At 46.5% G+C, this 18,283-nt stretch carries 12 protein-coding genes and 1 pseudogene; 6 read left to right on the forward strand and 7 right to left on the reverse strand.

The features are described from left to right. Nucleotides 1–82: 82 nt before the first annotated feature. The 6 genes from QUA43_RS19455 to QUA43_RS19480 all read right to left on the reverse strand — a co-directional run bounded on the left by QUA43_RS19455 (nt 83) and on the right by QUA43_RS19480 (nt 6,482). Entirely contained in the window at nt 83–1,426 is a 1,344-nt protein-coding gene (locus QUA43_RS19455) for a TldD/PmbA family protein (RefSeq protein WP_333375948.1), read from the reverse strand. Nucleotides 1,427–1,487: 61 nt separating this feature from the next. After that, nucleotides 1,488–1,736: a DUF4926 domain-containing protein gene (locus QUA43_RS19460; RefSeq protein WP_333375949.1), complete on the reverse strand. Its 249-nt coding sequence runs from the start codon at nt 1,734–1,736 to the stop codon at nt 1,488–1,490. Beyond that, the gene (locus QUA43_RS19465; protein ID WP_333375950.1) at nt 1,726–2,067 is read right to left on the reverse strand and encodes a DUF6883 domain-containing protein; all 342 of its coding nucleotides are present in this window, start codon (nt 2,065–2,067) and stop codon (nt 1,726–1,728) included. Before QUA43_RS19465 ends, QUA43_RS19460 begins: the two co-directional genes overlap by 11 nt. Nucleotides 2,068–2,087: 20 nt before the next feature. After that, nucleotides 2,088–3,575 carry a TldD/PmbA family protein gene (locus tag QUA43_RS19470; protein ID WP_333375951.1) on the reverse strand — a complete coding sequence of 496 codons (1,488 nt, stop codon included), beginning with the start codon at nt 3,573–3,575 and terminating at the stop codon, nt 2,088–2,090. A 324-nt stretch (nt 3,576–3,899) separates the two neighbouring features. Beyond that, a complete protein-coding gene (locus tag QUA43_RS19475) occupies nt 3,900–5,204 on the reverse strand; it encodes an aspartate aminotransferase family protein (RefSeq protein WP_333375952.1) in 1,305 nt (434 codons plus the stop codon). A gap of 240 nt (nt 5,205–5,444) precedes the next feature. Beyond that, on the reverse strand, nt 5,445–6,482 hold the full coding sequence (locus tag QUA43_RS19480) for an adenosine deaminase (protein WP_333375953.1): 1,038 nt from the start codon (nt 6,480–6,482) through the stop codon (nt 5,445–5,447). 374 nt (nt 6,483–6,856) lie between these two features. Here QUA43_RS19480 and QUA43_RS19485 point away from each other — a divergent pair, with 374 nt between their 5' ends. From QUA43_RS19485 to QUA43_RS19510, 6 genes are all read left to right on the forward strand, one after another. Beyond that, the gene (locus QUA43_RS19485) at nt 6,857–8,197 is read left to right on the forward strand and encodes an adenylosuccinate synthase (RefSeq protein ID WP_333375954.1); all 1,341 of its coding nucleotides are present in this window, start codon (nt 6,857–6,859) and stop codon (nt 8,195–8,197) included. A 54-nt stretch (nt 8,198–8,251) separates the two neighbouring features. Continuing rightward, nucleotides 8,252–8,689: a hypothetical protein gene (locus tag QUA43_RS19490; protein WP_333375955.1), complete on the forward strand. Its 438-nt coding sequence runs from the start codon at nt 8,252–8,254 to the stop codon at nt 8,687–8,689. Nucleotides 8,690–8,706: 17 nt separating this feature from the next. Continuing rightward, nucleotides 8,707–9,075: a hypothetical protein gene (locus QUA43_RS19495; RefSeq protein ID WP_333375956.1), complete on the forward strand. Its 369-nt coding sequence runs from the start codon at nt 8,707–8,709 to the stop codon at nt 9,073–9,075. 64 nt (nt 9,076–9,139) lie between these two features. After that, nucleotides 9,140–9,751, forward strand: a complete 612-nt coding sequence (locus QUA43_RS19500; protein ID WP_333375957.1) for a 50S ribosomal protein L25/general stress protein Ctc — start codon at nt 9,140–9,142, stop codon at nt 9,749–9,751. A gap of 544 nt (nt 9,752–10,295) precedes the next feature. Next, nucleotides 10,296–14,897 carry a tetratricopeptide repeat protein gene (locus tag QUA43_RS19505; protein WP_333375958.1) on the forward strand — a complete coding sequence of 1,534 codons (4,602 nt, stop codon included), beginning with the start codon at nt 10,296–10,298 and terminating at the stop codon, nt 14,895–14,897. 469 nt (nt 14,898–15,366) lie between these two features. After that, entirely contained in the window at nt 15,367–17,256 is a 1,890-nt protein-coding gene (locus QUA43_RS19510) for a tetratricopeptide repeat protein (RefSeq protein WP_333375959.1), read from the forward strand. A gap of 25 nt (nt 17,257–17,281) precedes the next feature. Here QUA43_RS19510 and QUA43_RS19515 read toward each other — a convergent pair. Continuing rightward, nucleotides 17,282–18,283: pseudogene (locus tag QUA43_RS19515) on the reverse strand (hypothetical protein); the annotation flags it as partial.

Raw genomic sequence — 18,283 nt, forward strand, 5'->3', positions numbered from 1 at the left:
TTGTAGGGTGCATCGCCGCCAGATTTTAGATTTAATTTGCAGATTGTAGGATGCCGACGCACCCTACGGTATAATGTGCGAGTTACAAACTGTCAGTAATACTGGTGAAATTAAAAGCTTTCACGCGCACTCCGGGCACAACACTACCGCCATAACGCTTCACCGCACTAACTGCATCCACATCGCGCAACATATCAGGTAAAACTTGATTGAAACGCAGGTTTTTAATCGGATAAGCAATTTTGCCATCCTCAATCCAAAAAGTACCGTCGCGAGTCATTCCCGTTACTTCCAATGTTTTCGGATTCACGTAGCGCACGTACCAAGCTCGACTGACGAAAATTCCGCGCTCGGTTTGAGCAATTAAATCTGCTAAACTTTGGTCGGAACCTGTCATTACGATCGGGTAATAAGCACCTTTTGCCTCTTTGCCTTTTTGTGCGGCCCAGTAGCGGGAATAAGACAAACTTTGAGGGACGCCATCTTTGATGATTTCCAAATAGTTATTGCTTAATCCGTCGCCGAAAAAAGTATTCGATCGCAGCAAAGGATGAGCCGGATCGCGCTGCACTTGCACTAACGGGCTGAAAAGTTGTTCCCCCGCACGGTTTCCCGCTGGTTTTCCCTCTGCATCGGCGATCGACATAAACGATCGCCCCTCATCCGCCGCCCTCGCATCCAAACTCCAAATTACCCACGGTAGCAAATCCGCAAAAGCAGCACCATCAAAGATTACCGGATAAATGCCGGGAGTGACTTCGCGGGGGTTGCGGGATGCGATCGCCCGATCGAGCACTTGTTCTGCTAATTGGGCGATGGGCAATTCGTTGATACTCCAAGCAGTGCTCTGAGCCCAGCTAGAACCGTTGTCAATGCGAGCAGTAAAGCTGAAATCCGCCTCTGTAGACTGGTTGCAGGCGCGGAGTCCGGTTGACGAGGCGATCGCGTACAGCGACGCCTCAGTGCTCAAAGTGCCCGAACCGTGAGCCCCCCCCTGGGAGGATCTCGCGCACGCTTGCTGCACCATTTCGGCCCGTGCTAGAGGCGATACAGTTGCCGTTGCTGTGTCGAAGGCGGGCGATCGCAAATCGTAGGTTTGAGGCGGCAGCAGCGGCATCCATTCGGGGTCTGCCGGCGCAATTCGGGCCAATTCTTCCGATCGCTTGATGGTTTGGGCGATCGCATCTTCATCAAATTCTGTAACAGCAGCAGAGGCGCTTTTGTTGCCGAAATAGCTAGTAATGCTCAGGCTAAATACAGTTTTGCTAATATTTTGGCTGATTTGATTTTCCGAAAAGCGGGAAAGAGATTCTTCGCCAGTATAGAGACTGACAAATACTTCCTCTGCTTCCGATTGTTTGACTGCTTTTTCTAGTAAAGATAAGGCTTGGTCTTCACTTAAAATTGCGGGAGATGTTACGAGCATAAGCTAGAATGCTAGGAAAATTTGTTGGTATTTGAAAACATATTGAACCGCGCTACAGCGGTTAACTAGCCTGTACTAAAGAGCGAACGGCTAACACTTCATCTGCTCGCAGAAGTTCCACCTCTGAACGGGAGACAGCCACAACTAAAATCGATTCTCCTAAAGCATTAAATATTTCTAGAACGCAGCCATCTTCGCCTTCGTTTGGGTGAGGTACGCGATCGACTAGCATCGCTACATCGCCTTTTTTTAGCTGATATAGCGGTATATCCCGACACAATGCTACACGCTGGTAAAGTTCAAGTTTCACGTCGAGACTCCTTTTTCGGTTTGAGAGTAATAAAATGAAAACTTCCGTCAATTTGCCACTGCAACCAAATTGTAACAACTACTAAATTACGTCCATTAACTCCTGGCAGCTCACCTTCCGCGCGAAAAAACTTTCCGAATTCATTAGCACCATCTTCTACGGCATCTGCTGAGGTTATCAAAAACTGGATGGCTGCTAACAAAGCTTCTGGGTTATCTTGGCTAAAACCACCCTGACTCAGAAACTTTGACTTGTCATCTTGCGCTTTTAAAACAAGTAGATAGCGCGTTAATTTTGCTTCTGGTATTATAGCATCCGGTGGAATTTTCACGTTAAAAACCTACAAACTAATTAAGAATTTCCCCCAATTTGAATATCTCTCACTCGCACCGGCACACAAGCGTGAGTCATCTGAGCAACCTGCACCGGCTCGCCTTTTCCGCATATATGAGTACCGCACTGAACCAGCTCCGAAGCCGGCCCGATCGCATCTATTTGATTCCAGAAATCAGTAGTCATCGCCTGATAAGTTACATCCTTCAACATACCGACAACTTTACCTTTTTCCACCTTCCAAAAAGCATCGCCGCCGAATTGAAAATTGCGCCGCTGCTGGTCGATCGAATAACTACCAATACCGTCGATTAAAATCCCGTCTTCGGTATCAGCAATCATCTGGGCCAAAGTAGCAGTATGGCTGCCGCCATCCGGGCCCGGTTCCAATCCCAAATTGGGAATTCTCACCATCGGTACGCTCGACCAACTGTCAGCGTAGGCAGAACCGTTGCTGCTGGCACGTCCGAGGCGATAAGCCGTCTCTCTGTCAGTGAGATAATCAACTAAAATTCCATCCTTGACAACGTACCAATCTTGTGATTTTACGCCCTCATCATCGTAACCCATTGTACCGCGGCCACCCGGTTGAGTGCGATCGCACTTAAAATTAACCCAAGGTGCAGCATATTGCAGTTTATTTAAATTATCAGTAGTAGCAAAGCTCGTGCCAGCAAAATTAGATTCGTAGCCGTAAACCCGGTCTAATTCAGTTGGATGTCCGACAGATTCGTGAATAGTTAAGAACAAATTTGTCGGTTTGAGAATCAGCGATTTGCAAATACCAGCCGGGAGTTTGGGAGCAGCCACTTTCTCAATAGCTTCAGCGGCAACTCTTTCGACTTGACTCAACAAATCATCGGGATTAATATGTTCGTAACCGATATTCAGCGGCGGGCGTTCGTAACTGCGACTTTGGGCATCGCCGCCCGCAATTGCAGTACAGTCAAAACCAGCATAGCTGCGGTAGATTGTTTGTTCGATTAGCGAGCCTTCTGTAGAAGCAAAAACCTTGTCTTCGCGGCTGGACTGCAAAAAAGAAGAAGCTTTTTTGATGCCTTGTGCGCCGTGTGCTAGCAGCTTCTCGTTGATAGTTAGCAGCAGTTCGGCTTTCTCAGCAACTGGTACAGAAAAAGGGTCAATGGCAATGGGAGTAATGTAGGTATCGACATATTTTTCCACAGGCACTAACCGCACCGGTTCCTTCTGAGTCAAGCGGCTGCCTTTAGCGATTTCTACAGCCAAAGCGACTATTCTTGCAACCTCTGCGGGTGTTTTGCTGTGACTGGCGGCAAACCCCCAAGCGCCGTCTAGAAGCACCCGCACGCCAAAACCGGAACTTACATTATCTGACAAATTGCTTAAAGATCGATCGCGCGCGTAAAGATTCTGCCTTCGATAACTGCAAAAACGCACATCACCGTACTCGCAACCTGTTTTCCGAATCAAATCTACAGCCAAATTTGCTAACTCGTTAGCAGAGATTTTTGCAGTTAATTGCACCATAGTTATTCGTCATTCGTCGTTAGTTGTCAATTATTATAGCGCTTTTCAATTTTTTGAACGAACCGCGAAGACGCAAAGAGCGCGAAGGAAGGAAAGAGAGAGGTCTTTTTCATATCGTTTACGGTTGTTTCGGAATAATTAAACCGCAGAGACCGCAGAGACCGCAGAGGAAGAAAAGAGAGAGATAAATAATTCCGATACCAACGAATTTGATGTCATTTCTAAGTAGAGTTTTTACCTGAAAACATCTTCTTCTTTCTCTTCCTTCGCGTCCTACCCTTCGGGAACGGCTTCGCCGAACGCGTCTTCGCGGTTCGTTAACTCCTACTCCATCTCCTGCAAAACCCCTGTCAAAATTTCCACAAGGCGATCGATATGTTCCTTCTCAATAATCAGCGGTGGCGACAAAGCAATAATATCACCAGTTGTGCGAATTAGCAACCCTTTTTCATAGCACTGCAAGAAACAATCAAAAGCCCGTTTCCCCGGCTTCCCAGCAATAGATTCCAACTCAATACCCGCCACCAATCCCAGATTACGAACATCAATTACGTGCCGCACCCCCTTCAAAGAATGCACCGCATCTTCCCAGTAACCAGCCATCTTGTCTGCCCGTTCAAACAGCCTTTCTTCCTCATAAATATCCAGCGTCGCCAAAGCAGCCGCACAAGCCAGAGGATGACCAGAATAAGTATAACCGTGAAAAAGCTCGATCGCATTTTCAGGAGCATTCATAAAAGCATCATAAATGCCTTCTTTCACAAACACCGCCCCCATCGGCACCGTACCGTTAGTTATCCCTTTCGCCGCCGTCACAATATCGGGAACCACCCCAAAATATTCCGTTGCAAAACTAGAGCCTAGCCGTCCGAACCCGGTAATTACCTCATCAAAAATCAGCAGAATTCCGTACTTGTCGCAAATCGCCCGCAGCCGCTCCAAATAACCTTTCGGCGGAATCAAAACCCCTGTAGAACCAGCCACCGGTTCCACAATTACCGCTGCAATATTCGACGCATCGTGCAAAGCGACAATCCGCTCCAATTCATCGGCCAAATGTGCTCCCCATTCCGGTTGTTTGCGGCTGAAAGCATTGTGTTCGAGACTGTGAGTGTGAGGCAAATGATCGACTCCCGTGAGCAAACTGCCAAAAAACTTGCGGTTTATACCGATACCGCCGACAGAAATTCCCCCAAAACCAACGCCGTGATAGCCGCGTTCCCTACCGATTAATCTTTGGCGAGTTCCTTCACCTTTCACCCGGTGATAAGCAATCGCAATTTTTAAAGCAGTTTCTACAGATTCAGAACCCGAATTAGTAAAGAAAACGCGATCGAAATTGCCCGGAATCATCTTTACCAAACGTTCCGCCAATTCAAAAGCACCCGGATGTCCCATCTGAAAAGCCGGGGAGTAATCCAAACGCAAAACTTGCTGTTTAACTGCTTCGGCAATTGTCTCGCGGGCGTGTCCTGCATTCACGCACCACAGCCCCGCAGTACCATCTAAAATTGAGCGGTTATCATCGCTTGTAAAGTGCATATCTTTTGCCGAAACCAATATTCGCGGATTCGCTTTAAACTGTCGGTTGGCAGTGAATGGCATCCAGTAAGCGTCCATATTTGTCATGTTTTTTTATCTTTTTATATTGAGGATTCTGCCTTCAAACTATAACTTGCTACGGATTGCCGATCGCCCGACGCTTATTATAATTTTACAAATATCTTTTTTAAACGAACCGCGAAGACGCAAAGAGCGCGAAGGAAGAGAAGAAAGAGGTTTTTCTCATTTCCAAGTAGAGTTTTTACCTGAAAATATCTGCCTATCTTCCTCTTTCTCTTCCTTCGCGGTTCATTAAATAGATATTCTTTAATTAACGATCGCACCGACAGACTCATGCTGCAACAAACCAGTTAGCATTTGGGCCGGTTGCTCTCCGTAGGGCCACGCGAAAGCATGGCGGAAAGCGGCATTTTGACACGCTTGCAACTGCCGAAAATCAATGATATCCAAAGTTAACAAATTCTCGTACTCGAAAGGCAATCGCACGTTGTGCAATCCCGCGTTGTCGGTGCAAATGGCAATATCGACGCCAGCTTCAAAACATCGATCGAACACAACCTTCAATTCGCGCATATCTTGCAACGTGCCCGTTTTGAGATAGGTAGTCGGGCAAACTTCCAAGCATTGACCCCTGCGCGCGACTTCTGGCAGCAGTTCGGGATATTTTAACGGAATTTGAATCCCGTGGCCGATACGCATCAGATAAGGCAGAAGTTCGGGATAACAGCCAGAGGTAGTTTCATAGAGGTGGCCGGTAGTTTTGATGCCGATCGACCTCGCGTACTGGTACAATCCGACAAACTCCTCCAAACGCTCGCCAATACAATCATCGCCGCCAGCTATATCGATCGCACAAACATATTCTCCCATCCCGGCCGCCAAATCTACGATCGCCCGATTCACCTCATAGGGTAAACGCGAGTGCATACACAAAATTTGGCTGGTAACAATCGGACAATCGCTAATTTGACTTGCCTTGCCCACAACCTGTACAATTTCTGCCATCAAATCAATGCGTTCTGACTGATTTAAATGTTCTGGAGTCCGCAAATAAGGCGTATAGCGCAACTCCAAATAAGCCAGATTTTCAAACACGTAAGCGCCCCGCATCAACCGATAGATAAAATAAGGCAAAGTTTCAACAGTTTGAACGCTTTCTACCAGCGTGTGCAGTTCTAAATACTCATTGAGAGTATTGCGCGGACGAGTGTAAAACTCTTCAAACTCCGAGTATTGTTGAAATCGATTAACCATCTCAGCATTGTGGCGATCGAAATACCGCCACAGCACCCTAGGAACGACAGAACCACCCAGATGGCGGTGCAACTCAGCGTGTAAAGTCATGGCAACCAAGCCTCTATTTTCTCAATGTTAACAAAAATTAATTAGTCAGTAGTCAGTAGTCAGCAGTCATTAGTCATTAGTCATTAGTCATTGGTTATTTGTGAGTTCCAATGCCTAATGCCCAATAGACATCTCCGATAATTCTTGTGGAACAGGCATCTTGCCTGTTCAAAACAGGCTTTTTGGGAGATGCCCAATGCCCAATGCCCAATGCCCAATGCCCAATGCCCCACGCCCCACGCCCCACGCCCCACGCCCCATGCCCGTATCTAAAATCTCAAATCCAAAATCTAAAATCTAAAATTGATTGACATTTGGGACGCATTCATACATAATCGGAGATTGTGTCAACCTGAACTGAACGCGAGAAACCCTTGGCTAACGTAGTTGTGATCGGCGCCCAGTGGGGCGATGAAGGAAAAGGCAAAATTACCGATTTGCTCAGCAAATCCGCAGATATCGTTGTCCGCTACCAAGGGGGCGTCAACGCCGGTCACACCGTGGTAGTAAACGGTCAGACTTTCAAGCTGCACTTAATTCCGTCCGGGATTCTCTACCCTGATAAAGAGTGTATTATCGGCTGTGGCACCGTCATCGACCCTAAAGTTTTAATTGCAGAGTTAGATCAGCTAGAGGCACTGAATATTTCGACAACCTCGCTGATGATTTCGGAGACGGCTCACGTGACGATGCCCTATCATCGATTAATTGATGTAGCATCGGAAACGCAGCGGGGAAATTATAAAATCGGGACGACGGGACGCGGCATTGGCCCTACTTACGCCGACAAGTCGGAACGCACTGGCATTCGGATGCTAGATTTAATGGACTTGGAAGGGTTGCAAGAACAATTGGAATGGACGATTAATTGTAAAAATGTCCTTCTCGAAAAACTCTACAATTTGCCGCCTTTAAATCCGCAAGATGTAATTGATGAATATCGGGTGTATGCGGAACGTTTGCGGCCGCACGTAGTTGATAGTTCCCTGAAGATTTATGAGGGAATTTACAAGCGGAAAAATATTCTGTTTGAAGGCGCGCAAGGCACTTTATTAGACTTAGATCATGGTACTTATCCTTACGTTACTTCCAGCAATCCCATCGCTGGCGGTGCTTGTGTGGGAACCGGAGTCGGCCCAACAGCGATCGATCGCGTAATTGGCGTAGCAAAAGCTTATACAACCCGCGTCGGAGAAGGCCCCTTCCCTACCGAAATGGTAGATGGAATAGGAGCAGTTTTGGGCGAGAGAGGTGCAGAATTCGGCACGACAACGGGCAGAAAACGCCGCTGCGGTTGGTTCGACGCAGTAATCGGCCGCTACGCAGTCCGCATCAACGGCCTTGACTGTCTGGCAATTACCAAACTAGATGTTTTGGATGAATTAGAAGAAATAAAAGTTTGCGTTGCTTACGAAATTGACGGCGAAAAATGTGTTGATTTCCCGAAAAGTTCCCGAATCTTTGCTCGGTGCCAACCTATTTACGAAACCCTTCCCGGTTGGAAACAGTCTACGGAAGAATGCCGGAATTTGGAAGATTTACCGCCGCAAGCTTTGAATTATCTGAAGTTTTTGGCAGATTTGATGGAAGTGCCGATCGCAATTGTTTCTCTCGGTGCGAGCCGCGACCAAACTATCATTGTAGAAGACCCCATTCACGGCCCGAAACGCGCTTTGCTCTCTGCTGACGGTACGCCAGTAGCAGCACAATCATAACAGGTTTAGTTATAATAGACAAAAAGGGTCTATCTCATGTGTGACGAGGCTCCAATGACCGATGAAGATCGTCTGATCTACCAACTAACCCTTCATCGAGATTTGGTTGGCTGGGTAATCGGAAAGTTAGCTGAAGCTGGCATTGCATCCCAGAGAACTACTGGCAACGATCCGAAAGGAGACATTTTGATTGTCGCTCCAAATGAGGCCTCGCAAGTAAAAGAAATAATCCGGGATATTCATAATCAATACACGATTGAAAATATCAAAGATTCACAGTCCACCTTAGAGGAAAGAAAAACAAACTTACCGCATATAGAAATCAAAACCACATACCTTTCAGGAAAAGCAGTTAATGAAATTATTGATACTGCTACTGTCATTGCAGTTGTAAGTGCCGATAGAATTTCTGGACCTGGCAAGGCAAAATTTATAAAAGCAGGTATAGCTTATGCAGAAAATATTCCTTTGAACGAGTTTCTAGATGTTTAGTAGCAGGAGTAATCCCAATGTTTAACATCAGTTTTTATTCAGCCAATGGTGAACCGTCCGATAGTGTAAGAATAACAGCAGCTACTTACGAGTGGTTAGCCAAATCAGCATTTTCAAAAATAGGTGGCGAATCCATCGAAACCCAAATTCACCTAGATGAAGAAAATGTAATTCTGCCTTTAGTTGAATTAAATCAAGATATTCGCCAGCAGTTCAAGAAAATTTTCAGCGAAGCAATCATCAGTGAAAGCGATGCAGTTCTTACTAAGCTGGGTGATTCCCCTTCAAAAGAAGAGTATCAAGCAGGAACGTACCGTTTGAGAAAAATGCTGGAATTGCTCAAGTGTGTGGAAAACGAAAATTATCAATACCTTCAGCGAATTTAATTGAGCGCGATCACAATATCACAATTCTGGTAAAATGTAAAAACAATCAACAGAAAGTCATAAAATGGAACTCGCAGTAGAATGTCAAAAGCGGGCAGAAGGCAGCAAACCTAACGCCCTCCGCCGCTCTGGATTGATTCCCGCCGTCCTCTACGGTCACAAAGGATCTGAATCCATTTCCCTTACCATCAAAGCCAAAACAGTTGAACACCTGCTCAAAAAGCACGTAGTCAACAATGCCCTAATTGACCTCAGCATTCCCGACCTCTCTTGGAGCGGAAAAACCTTGCTCCGGGAAGTTCAAGTTCACCCTTGGAAGGGCTATCCTTACCACCTGAGCTTTTTCTCCGTGGCGACTCAAGACAGCCTGGAAGTTGAATTGTCACTGCGTTTTGTCGGCGAACCTGTCGGCGTCAAGTTAGAAGGCGGCATCTTGGATACCGTGCTGACGCAACTGGCAGTTAAGTGCAAACCTGACAGCATTCCTGAAGCAATTGAAGTAGATATTTCTCATTTAAAGGTTGGGGATGCGCTGCACATTCACGAGTTAGTTTTGCCTGCGGGAGTGGTAGCTCTCGGCGAACCAGATCAGGTGGTTGTTAGCGTGCTGGGAATTCAAGCAGGTTCTGAAGCCGAAGACGCAGAAGAAGACGCAGCCGCAGCCGCAGCAGCTTAATTAGTAATTGCTAATAGTTGTTAACTAATTAATTCTTGAAAAAAAAGGGCGATCGCTTTCTCCCAAAAGGGCGATCGTTTTTTGCTAAAAAGGCTATTCTCGTTTGGGTTCGATCGCACATTTTGCGCCCTGCTCAGAAACAGGCAAGATGCCTGTTCCACAAACAGTGAATTACTTTCTTGTGGGGTGGGCTTAGAGCTAGCCCGTAATATCTTTTTAGGCGGGTTCCCCTCCACACCACCAGCAATCATCCCACAAGCAAAAACCGGCAGTGTTTACTTTGCTTTACAAAACCTGCGATCGACTCTTTAGCTAAAAAGGTCGGGACTGGCGCGCAAAGAAGCCAGAAACCGGGCTGATTCGTACATATTTAGCCGTAAAATCCAAAAAATCAGCCGAGAATCCCGGTTCCTCGCCAGCACCGGGAATCAAAAAAATTAAGAATTGGGGGAACAAGTCCGGTATTGTTAGTGTCAAACGCGAGTATAATTGTGAAACGTTTTGACTACCCTATTTAATTCCTGCCTCTGGAGCCGCCGCCCATATGCCATCAACAGTGAATACAGAATCAACAGCGGTTCAATTTAACCAACAGGGAGAAACATACTTATCCCAAGGAAAAATAGAAGAAGCGATCGCCTCCTGCGAGCAAGCTTTGAAGATTCACCCCAATTTTGCACCAGCTTACAAGACTTTGGGCAACGCGCTGCAAGCTCAAGGCAGGATGGAAGAGGCGCGGCACTGGTACGCTAAAGCGATTGAAATAGAACCGAATTTTGCGGAAGTATATGCGAATTTGGGCAGCCTGGGCGCGCAGCAGCAAAAATGGCAGGAGGCGATCGGATTTTATCAAAAGGCGATCGCGATTAAGCCGAATTTCGCGGGAGTGTACCGGAATTTAGCAAAAGTATTCGGACAAATTAGCAAACCGGAAGAAGCCCAGCATTGCTGGTATCAAGCATTTAGTTTGGAACCGGAAAAAGTAGCGCCGGGGGAACACTTGAATATGGGCGACGCTTTTTTTCGGCAGGAAAAATTTCCCGAAGCGATCGCCTGTTACGATCGCGCCATAAAATTAAATCCTAATGTGGCAACTGCTTACCAAAATTTGGGCGAAGCGCTCAAAAAACAAGGCAAGTTAGAGGAAGCGACAGCATATTATCGCAAAGCTATTGAACTGAACGCAGCTAATGCGAGAAATGGCAGCGAGGGACAGGAAACTTTGGCGGGTGCAACGGCGACAAACGGTGCAGTTAAGCAGCAGCCCGCAGCAACCGCAGTTAAGCCACCAGTGCAGCAGGCAGTGCAGCCGCCAGTTAAGCCGCCAGTTCAGCAGGCAGTTAATTCTACAATTAATATAGAAGATCCAGAAGCATACAAAATACTAGCAGAAGGCTATTTTGCTCAAGGCAAATTGGAACAGGCAATTTCTGCTTGCAAGAAAGCGCTGCAAATTAAGCCGGAAGCGCCGCTTTACAAAATGCTGGGCAACGCCCTGCAAGCTGGCGGCAAAATTGATGAAGCTAAAAGTTGCTATGTCAAAGCAATAGAAATTAACCCAAATTTTGCCGAAGCATACGCTAATTACGGCAGCATTTGCGCGCAGCAAGAACAGTGGCAGCAAGCGGTTTCTGCTTACGAAAAGGCGATCGCCCTGAAACCGGATTTTGCAGGTGCTTTTCGCAATTTTGCGAAACTTTTGACGCAGTTAGGCAAGTCGGAGGAGGCGGCTGAGGCTTGGTATCGAGCATTTGCGATCGACCCCAAATCCGGCACCGCTGAGGAACACGAAAATTTAGCCAAAACTTTGATCGAGCAAGGTAAGGTAGAGAAGGGAATTGAGTGTTACCGGCGCGCGGTTGAGTTGAACCCAAATGCTGGCGCAGCTTATCACGAATTGGGCGAAATTCTTAAGGGTCAAGAACAGTGGGAAGCGGCGGTAGAAGCTTACACTAATGCCATTAGAAACAATCCTGATCTTTCTTGGTCGCACAACAATTTAGCTGAGTCGCTGGTGAAGTTGGAACGGTGGGAAGAATCTGTAAATGCTTACCGCAAGGCGATCGAATTAAATCCAGATTTTAGCTGGTCGCACAACAATTTAGCCGATGTGTTGCTGAAGTTGGAACGGTGGGAAGAAGCTGTAGAGTCTTACCGGAAAGCAACAGAATTAAATCCAGATTTCAGTTGGTCGCACAACTATTTAGCAGACTCGCTGATTAAACTGGGAAGGTGGGAAGAGGCAATTTCGGCTTACCAAAGGTCGATCGAACTCAATCCTGACCATTTTTGGGCGCATAACAATTTAGCAGAAGCCCTGGTGAATTTGGAACGTTGGGATGAGGCGGTTGTTGCGTACCGGCGTGCTAACGAAGTTAATCCGAATTTCTTCTGGTCGCAGAGCAAATTAGGCGACGTGCTGCTAGAAATGGAAAGGTGGGAGGAAGCGATCGATGTTTACCGACGCGCGGCCGAGTTAAATCCTGATTTTCCGTGGACTTATTACAACATGGCAACGGCTTTTGAGAAGCTGGAACGGTGGGATGAGTCGATCGCCGCTTACCGCCACGCTGCGGAGATTCAGGCGGATTTGCCGTGGCTTTCGCAAAAGTTGGCTGATGCTTTGAGGATGCGATCGCAGTGGGATTTGAAGGATGCTATGGGTTTGTATCGGCGGGCGATTCAGGATAATCGTGATGACGTGCAGTTGTATCACAAGGCGCTGGAGATTGCGCCGAATGATGCTGATCTTTATGTTGAGTTGGCTAATGCTTTGGTGCGGAAGAATTGGCCGGATGGGGCGATCGTCTTTTATCAGATGGCGTTGCAGATTCGGCCGGACGATCGGGGGATTTCGGCGCTGCTGGAAGAGGTGTTAAAAAAAAAGGGTGTAAGTAGGGCAGCGGAAAAGAGCGATCGCGCTGTTCATGGACACTCGGTAAATGCGATCGAACACACCCCTGGGATAGCTGCGGAGTACCACGAATTAGGGGCGTCTCTGCAAGAAGAAGGTAAATTTGCCGAGGCTGTGGCCGCCTACCGCAAAGCAATTTCAATTAATCCCAATTACTTTGGAACTCACCACAATTTAGGCGATGTCCTGAAATGGATCGGTAAAGTTGATGAGTCTATTAAAAGCTATCAGAAAGCAGCAGAACTGAATCCAAATTTTGTTTGGTCCCACCACAACTTAGCGGATGTATATCAACAAGAAGGTCGGCTTGATGAAGCTGTTGCTGCTTATCGGAAAGCGATCGAGGTTGCTCCTGACTTTGGCTGGTCGTACCACAATTTAGCAAAAACTTTAGCTAAACAAGACAAGCTTTCGGAAGCTCTGGAAGCTTATCAGACGGCGAGCAAACTCGATCCGAAACTTTTTGGTTTGGATTATCAAAACTTGCGAGATTCGCTATTCCTCGGTCAAGACCCAGCTTACACGAAGTGGCGCGCTAAGAACAGCCCCAGAGAAGCTGACTTGCGGAAGATGGCGGAAACATTAGAAATCTTTAACTACAAGCCGCTGATTAGCATTGTCATGCCGGCTTACAATACGCCAGAAAATTATTTGCAGGAGGCAATAGAATCAGTTCTCAATCAGATATATCCTTATTGGGAATTGTGCATTGCGGATGACGCATCAACCGCGACTCATGTCAAGCAAATTTTGCAAGAATATGCAGCCAAAGATAGCCGGATCAAAGTAGCTTACAGAACCAAAAACGGTCACATTTCTCACTGTTCTAATTCTGCTTTGGAGTTGGCGACGGGTGAATTTGTATCTTTGCTAGACCACGACGATACGCTGACACCAGAGGCGTTGTATGAAGTGGTGCTGCTGCTGAACCGCCACCCGGAAGCGGACATGATTTATTCAGATGAAGACAAGATTTACCAAGATCAGGAACTGATAAATCCTTTCTTCAAGCCAGAATGGAGTCCGGATTCATTTTTATCTCGGATGTACACTTGCCATTTGGGAACTTACAGGCGATCGCTAATTAATGAAATTGGCGGTTTTAGACCAGGTTTTGAGGGAGCTCAGGATTATGATTTGGTTTTGAGGTTTACGGAAAAAACTGACAAAATCTTTCACATCCCTAAAATTCTTTACCACTGGAGAATGCACGCGGGTTCGGCTGCTGGCGGTGTAGATGCTAAACCCTATGCCTATGATGCAGGGCAAAAAGCTTTGCAAGAGGCGATCGAACGCCGGGGCGAACCGGGGAAAATTGAAGGTGTTCCCTACTTTTTGGGACACTTTATTGCACGCTACAAAATAGCGGATTACAAGCGGGTCAGCATCATTATTCCGACGCGGGATTTGGGGGATGTTTTGGACAATTGCTTGGAGTCTATTTTTACTAAGAGCGTCTACCCCAACTACGAAGTTATCGTGCTCGATAACGGCAGTCAAGAGAAACACACGGCGGAAATTCTGGCTAAATGGACGGCTAAGGAATCAGCGAGGTTTAAAAGTTATCGCCTCGATATTCCGTTCAATTTCTCTAAGATTAACAACTACGCTGCTAGCAAAGCGGAGGGAGATTACTTGCTGTTCTTGAATAACGATACAGAGGTAATTACTCCCGATTGGATTGACGGGATGGTTGAAGAAGCTCAGAGAAGCTCGATCGGGGCTGTGGGCAATTTGTTGATATACTCAGATAACAAAATCCAGCACGCGGGAGTGGTGATGGGACTCGGCGGCGGAGTGGCAGGTCACAGTTATTACCATATGCCGCGATCGATACCAGGGTATTTCGGGAATGTGGTAGGCATGAACAATGTTTCAGCCGTAACTGCTGCGTGTTTAATGTGTCGCCGCGAAGTATTTGAGAGTATTGGGGGGTTTGACGAAGAGCTAACAGTGGCGTACAATGATGTGGATTTGTGTTTGAAAATGCTAGAGAAAGGGTATCGCAATATTTACCTGCCTCATGTAGTTCTCTACCACCACGAATCTAAAAGCCGGGGTTACGAGGATTCGCCTGAAAAGAAAGAGCGGCTGAGGAAGGAATCGAAGCTGATGGAAAGCAGGTGGCAAAAATATATTGAGAATGACCCTTACTACAGCCCTCATTTAACCAGAGCTTGTCAAGACAGCGGTATCAGATTGGAGGACGAGAATTGGCGGCCGACGAATTAGGAACATCCCCATGAGTTTAGGGTGTCAACTTAAGTCTAAAGCCCTCTGTCTCTCTGGTTTGCACCAAAGTCTCGATCCCCCTAAATCCCCCTTAAGAAGGGGGACTTTGAACGCTTATTGTTCACCCCCGTACCCGCCCTGGACTAGGGAAATCGAGAGGATTGTGACTCAGACTCAAGAAGAGGGACTTTGAACGCTCTTGTCCCCCCCTTGCTAAGGGGGGCTAGGGGGGATCGAGAGGATTGTGACTCAGACAGAAGACCGATACAATTCACCAGACGGCACCAATGTCAAAAACCTGTAGGGGCAGGTTCACCGATAGCTTCAAGGGATACCCAAAGACTAAAAAACCCGCCCCACCCCGCGCGAGCATCCTGAAGATTGACATTGGTGCAAGATGTCAGATACAAGGTACTTATAAACCCAGCCTCGACCAAGCTAAAAAAAATAAAATCTACGGTACAAAATTATGAATAACTCATTACAAGTGAATGAAGAGACTGCTTCTAGTTATTTTCATAGAGGCAACCTCCTGAAACAATCTGGTAAATTAGAGGAAGCCGCCGCCGCCTACCAGCGCTGTACTGAACTCAACCCGGATTTTTCCTGGTATCACCAGAATTTGGGTGAAGTTTTGGTGAAATTGGGGCAGCGGGATGGGGCGGAGAAAAGTTACCGCAGAGCCTGCGAACTCAACCCAAATTCGGCTTGGTATTGGCACAATTTAGGGGAGGTTTTGGAAGAGCAGGGCAATCTTGATGAAGCAGTGGCTGCGTACCGCACATCTGTGGAAATATATCCGGATTTCTACGAGTTTCACAATAGTTTGGGAAAGGCTTTGTGCTTGCAAGGCCAACTGGATGAATCTATAAGTTGTTTGCGAAAAGCGATCGAGCTTGACTCAGAATCGGCTTTGCCTTACCAAAATTTGTGGGAGGTTTTGGCAAGGTTGGGACGGGTTGATGAAGGGATTGATTGCTTGCGAAGGGCGATCGAGCTGAATCCGGGCGAGGGAGATTTGTACCTGAAGTTGGCAGAAGCTTTGCAAGGCAAGAATGAATTAGCAGAAGCCATGGGTTATTACCGGAAGGCGATTGAATTGAAGCCTGATTTGCATTGGTCTTACTATAAAATGGGAACGGCTTTAGCGGCACAAGGTAAATGGGAGGAGGGGATCGCGGCTTACACGAAGGCGACTGAGTTGGAACCGGGTTCGGCGATCGTTCACCACTATTTGGGGCATACTTTGTCGCTTATGCAGCGGTGGGAGGAGGCGATCGCATCTTATCGGAAAGCGATCGCTCTTGCCCCCAACGTTGCTACCGTATACTTTCATTTAGGCGATGCCTTAGCGACACAGCAAAGGTGGCACGAAGCTGTAGCTGAGTACCGGAAGTGTGTCGAAATTGAACCAAACTCTCTTGAATCTCAAGACCATTTAGGATTTGCTCTGGCTCAACTTCAGCGCTGGGACGAAGCGATAGACTCCTATCGCAAAGCTATTGAGCTAGCCCCCGACTCGGATGTGGTTTATTATCATTTAGGAGATGCTCTACAACAGCGATCTTGTATCCCGTCTCTTACACAAGAAGTTCAGTCGGATTTAGATGAGGCGATAAAGTGTTATCGCAAGGCGATCGAACTTAATCCAAGGAATGTGGAGACTTACCAAAAGATGCTGGAGATTAAGCCAGACGAGTATGAATTATACATACCATTAGGGGATATTTTGTTAGAGCAAAATCGGGTGGATGAGGCAATCCCTTGTTATCAAAAGGCACTTGCAATTAAATCGGATGATATTGAAATCCACCAGAAGCTAGGGGAAGCTTTTGTCATACAAAATGCTTTAGAAGACGCGATCGCGTCGTATCACCAGGCTGTTGAGCTTAACCCAGAGGATGCTCAAATTCACCATAAGTTAGGGGAAGCTCTGCAAAAACAAGGTAATTTAGATCAGGCTATTGTCGCCTACCAAAGAGCTATTTATATCGAGCCCAACTACTTTGGATCTTACCATAATTTAGGGGATGTCCTTCAACAAAAAAGTTTTCTTGACGAAGCTATCACCGCCTACAATCAAGCTATTGAACTCAACCCAAACTTTGTATGGTCTCACCACAACTTAGGGGATGCCCTGGCAGCAAAGGGAAATCTTGAAGAAGCTATTAGTTCATACCGCCACGCTATTGAGGTTGATTCTAATTTTGCTTGGTCTCACCACAATTTATCCAGAGTTCTAGCCAAACAAGCTCGGAATCGTGAAGCTGTTGCTTCTTGCTTGAAGGCTATAGAACTCGATCCTAGTTTTTTTACCCAGTATTACCAAAAATTAGAAAAGGCTCTACTGGGTGACTAAGGTGCGATTCACCGGAAGTTTTATTTTATGCCTGTCCCACAAATCGACTTCTACCTAGTATTGGCTTAACCCCAACTGCTCGACGCATTAATTGTTTCCACTCTTGTGAGTTAGTCAGCGAATATGTATCAAACTCACAACCTTTTTCTGAGGAAAACTTAGCCAAACTCTCTAACCAGTCATTAACAGTTTGGGTTCCTGAAAAAGGCGTATATTTTAAAGATTGCTGCAAGCACTCCCGCATCTTAATCAAAGCGTTATTGTGATAAGCGCGACACGCCTCCCACACTAAAAGTCTGTACTGCATCTGGTCTTGTCCATCTTTATCGTTGCCTAAAGCTTGCTGAAACTGGGATAGTTCTAATTCTCCTTGAGTCTGATGAAGTTGAGTCTGAGACTGTTGCAATTGCTCTTCCGTTTGATGAAGTTGAGTCTGAGACTGTTGCAATTGCTCTTCCGTTTGATGCTGTTGCGTCTGAGACTGTTGCAATTGCTTCTCGGTTTGATGCAGTTGCGTCTGAGATTGTTCTAATTTTTCCTGAATTTGATGCAGTTGCGTCTGCAATCGCTCCCATTCCTCTTGCTTCTGATGCAGTTGAGTCTGCGACTGTTCTAATAAAGCCTCGGTTTGATGCAGTTGAGTCTGCGACTGTTCTAATAAAGCCTCGGTTTGATGCAGTTGAGTCTGCGACTGTTTTAATTTTTTCTGGCTTTGGTAAACTTGAGAGTGCGATTGCGCCAATTCTTCCTGCGTCCGATCCAGTTGAGACTGCGATCTCTTTAATTCCGTTTGAGTCTGATGCAGTTGAGTTTGGGAGTGTTCCAATTCCCCTTGAGTCTGATGCAGTTGAGTTTGGGAGTGTTCCAATTCCCCTTGAGTCTGATGCAGTTGAGTTTGGGAATTTTCTAATTCCCCCCGAGTCTGATGCAGTTGAGTTTGGGAATTTTCTAATTCCCCTTGAGTCTGATGCAGTTGAGTTTGGGAATTTTCTAATTCCCCCCGAGTCTGATGCAGTTGAGTTTGGGA

The organism is Microcoleus sp. N9_B4, from assembly GCF_036701635.1.
In the GTDB taxonomy this organism is placed as follows: Bacteria; Cyanobacteriota; Cyanobacteriia; order Cyanobacteriales; family Microcoleaceae; genus Microcoleus.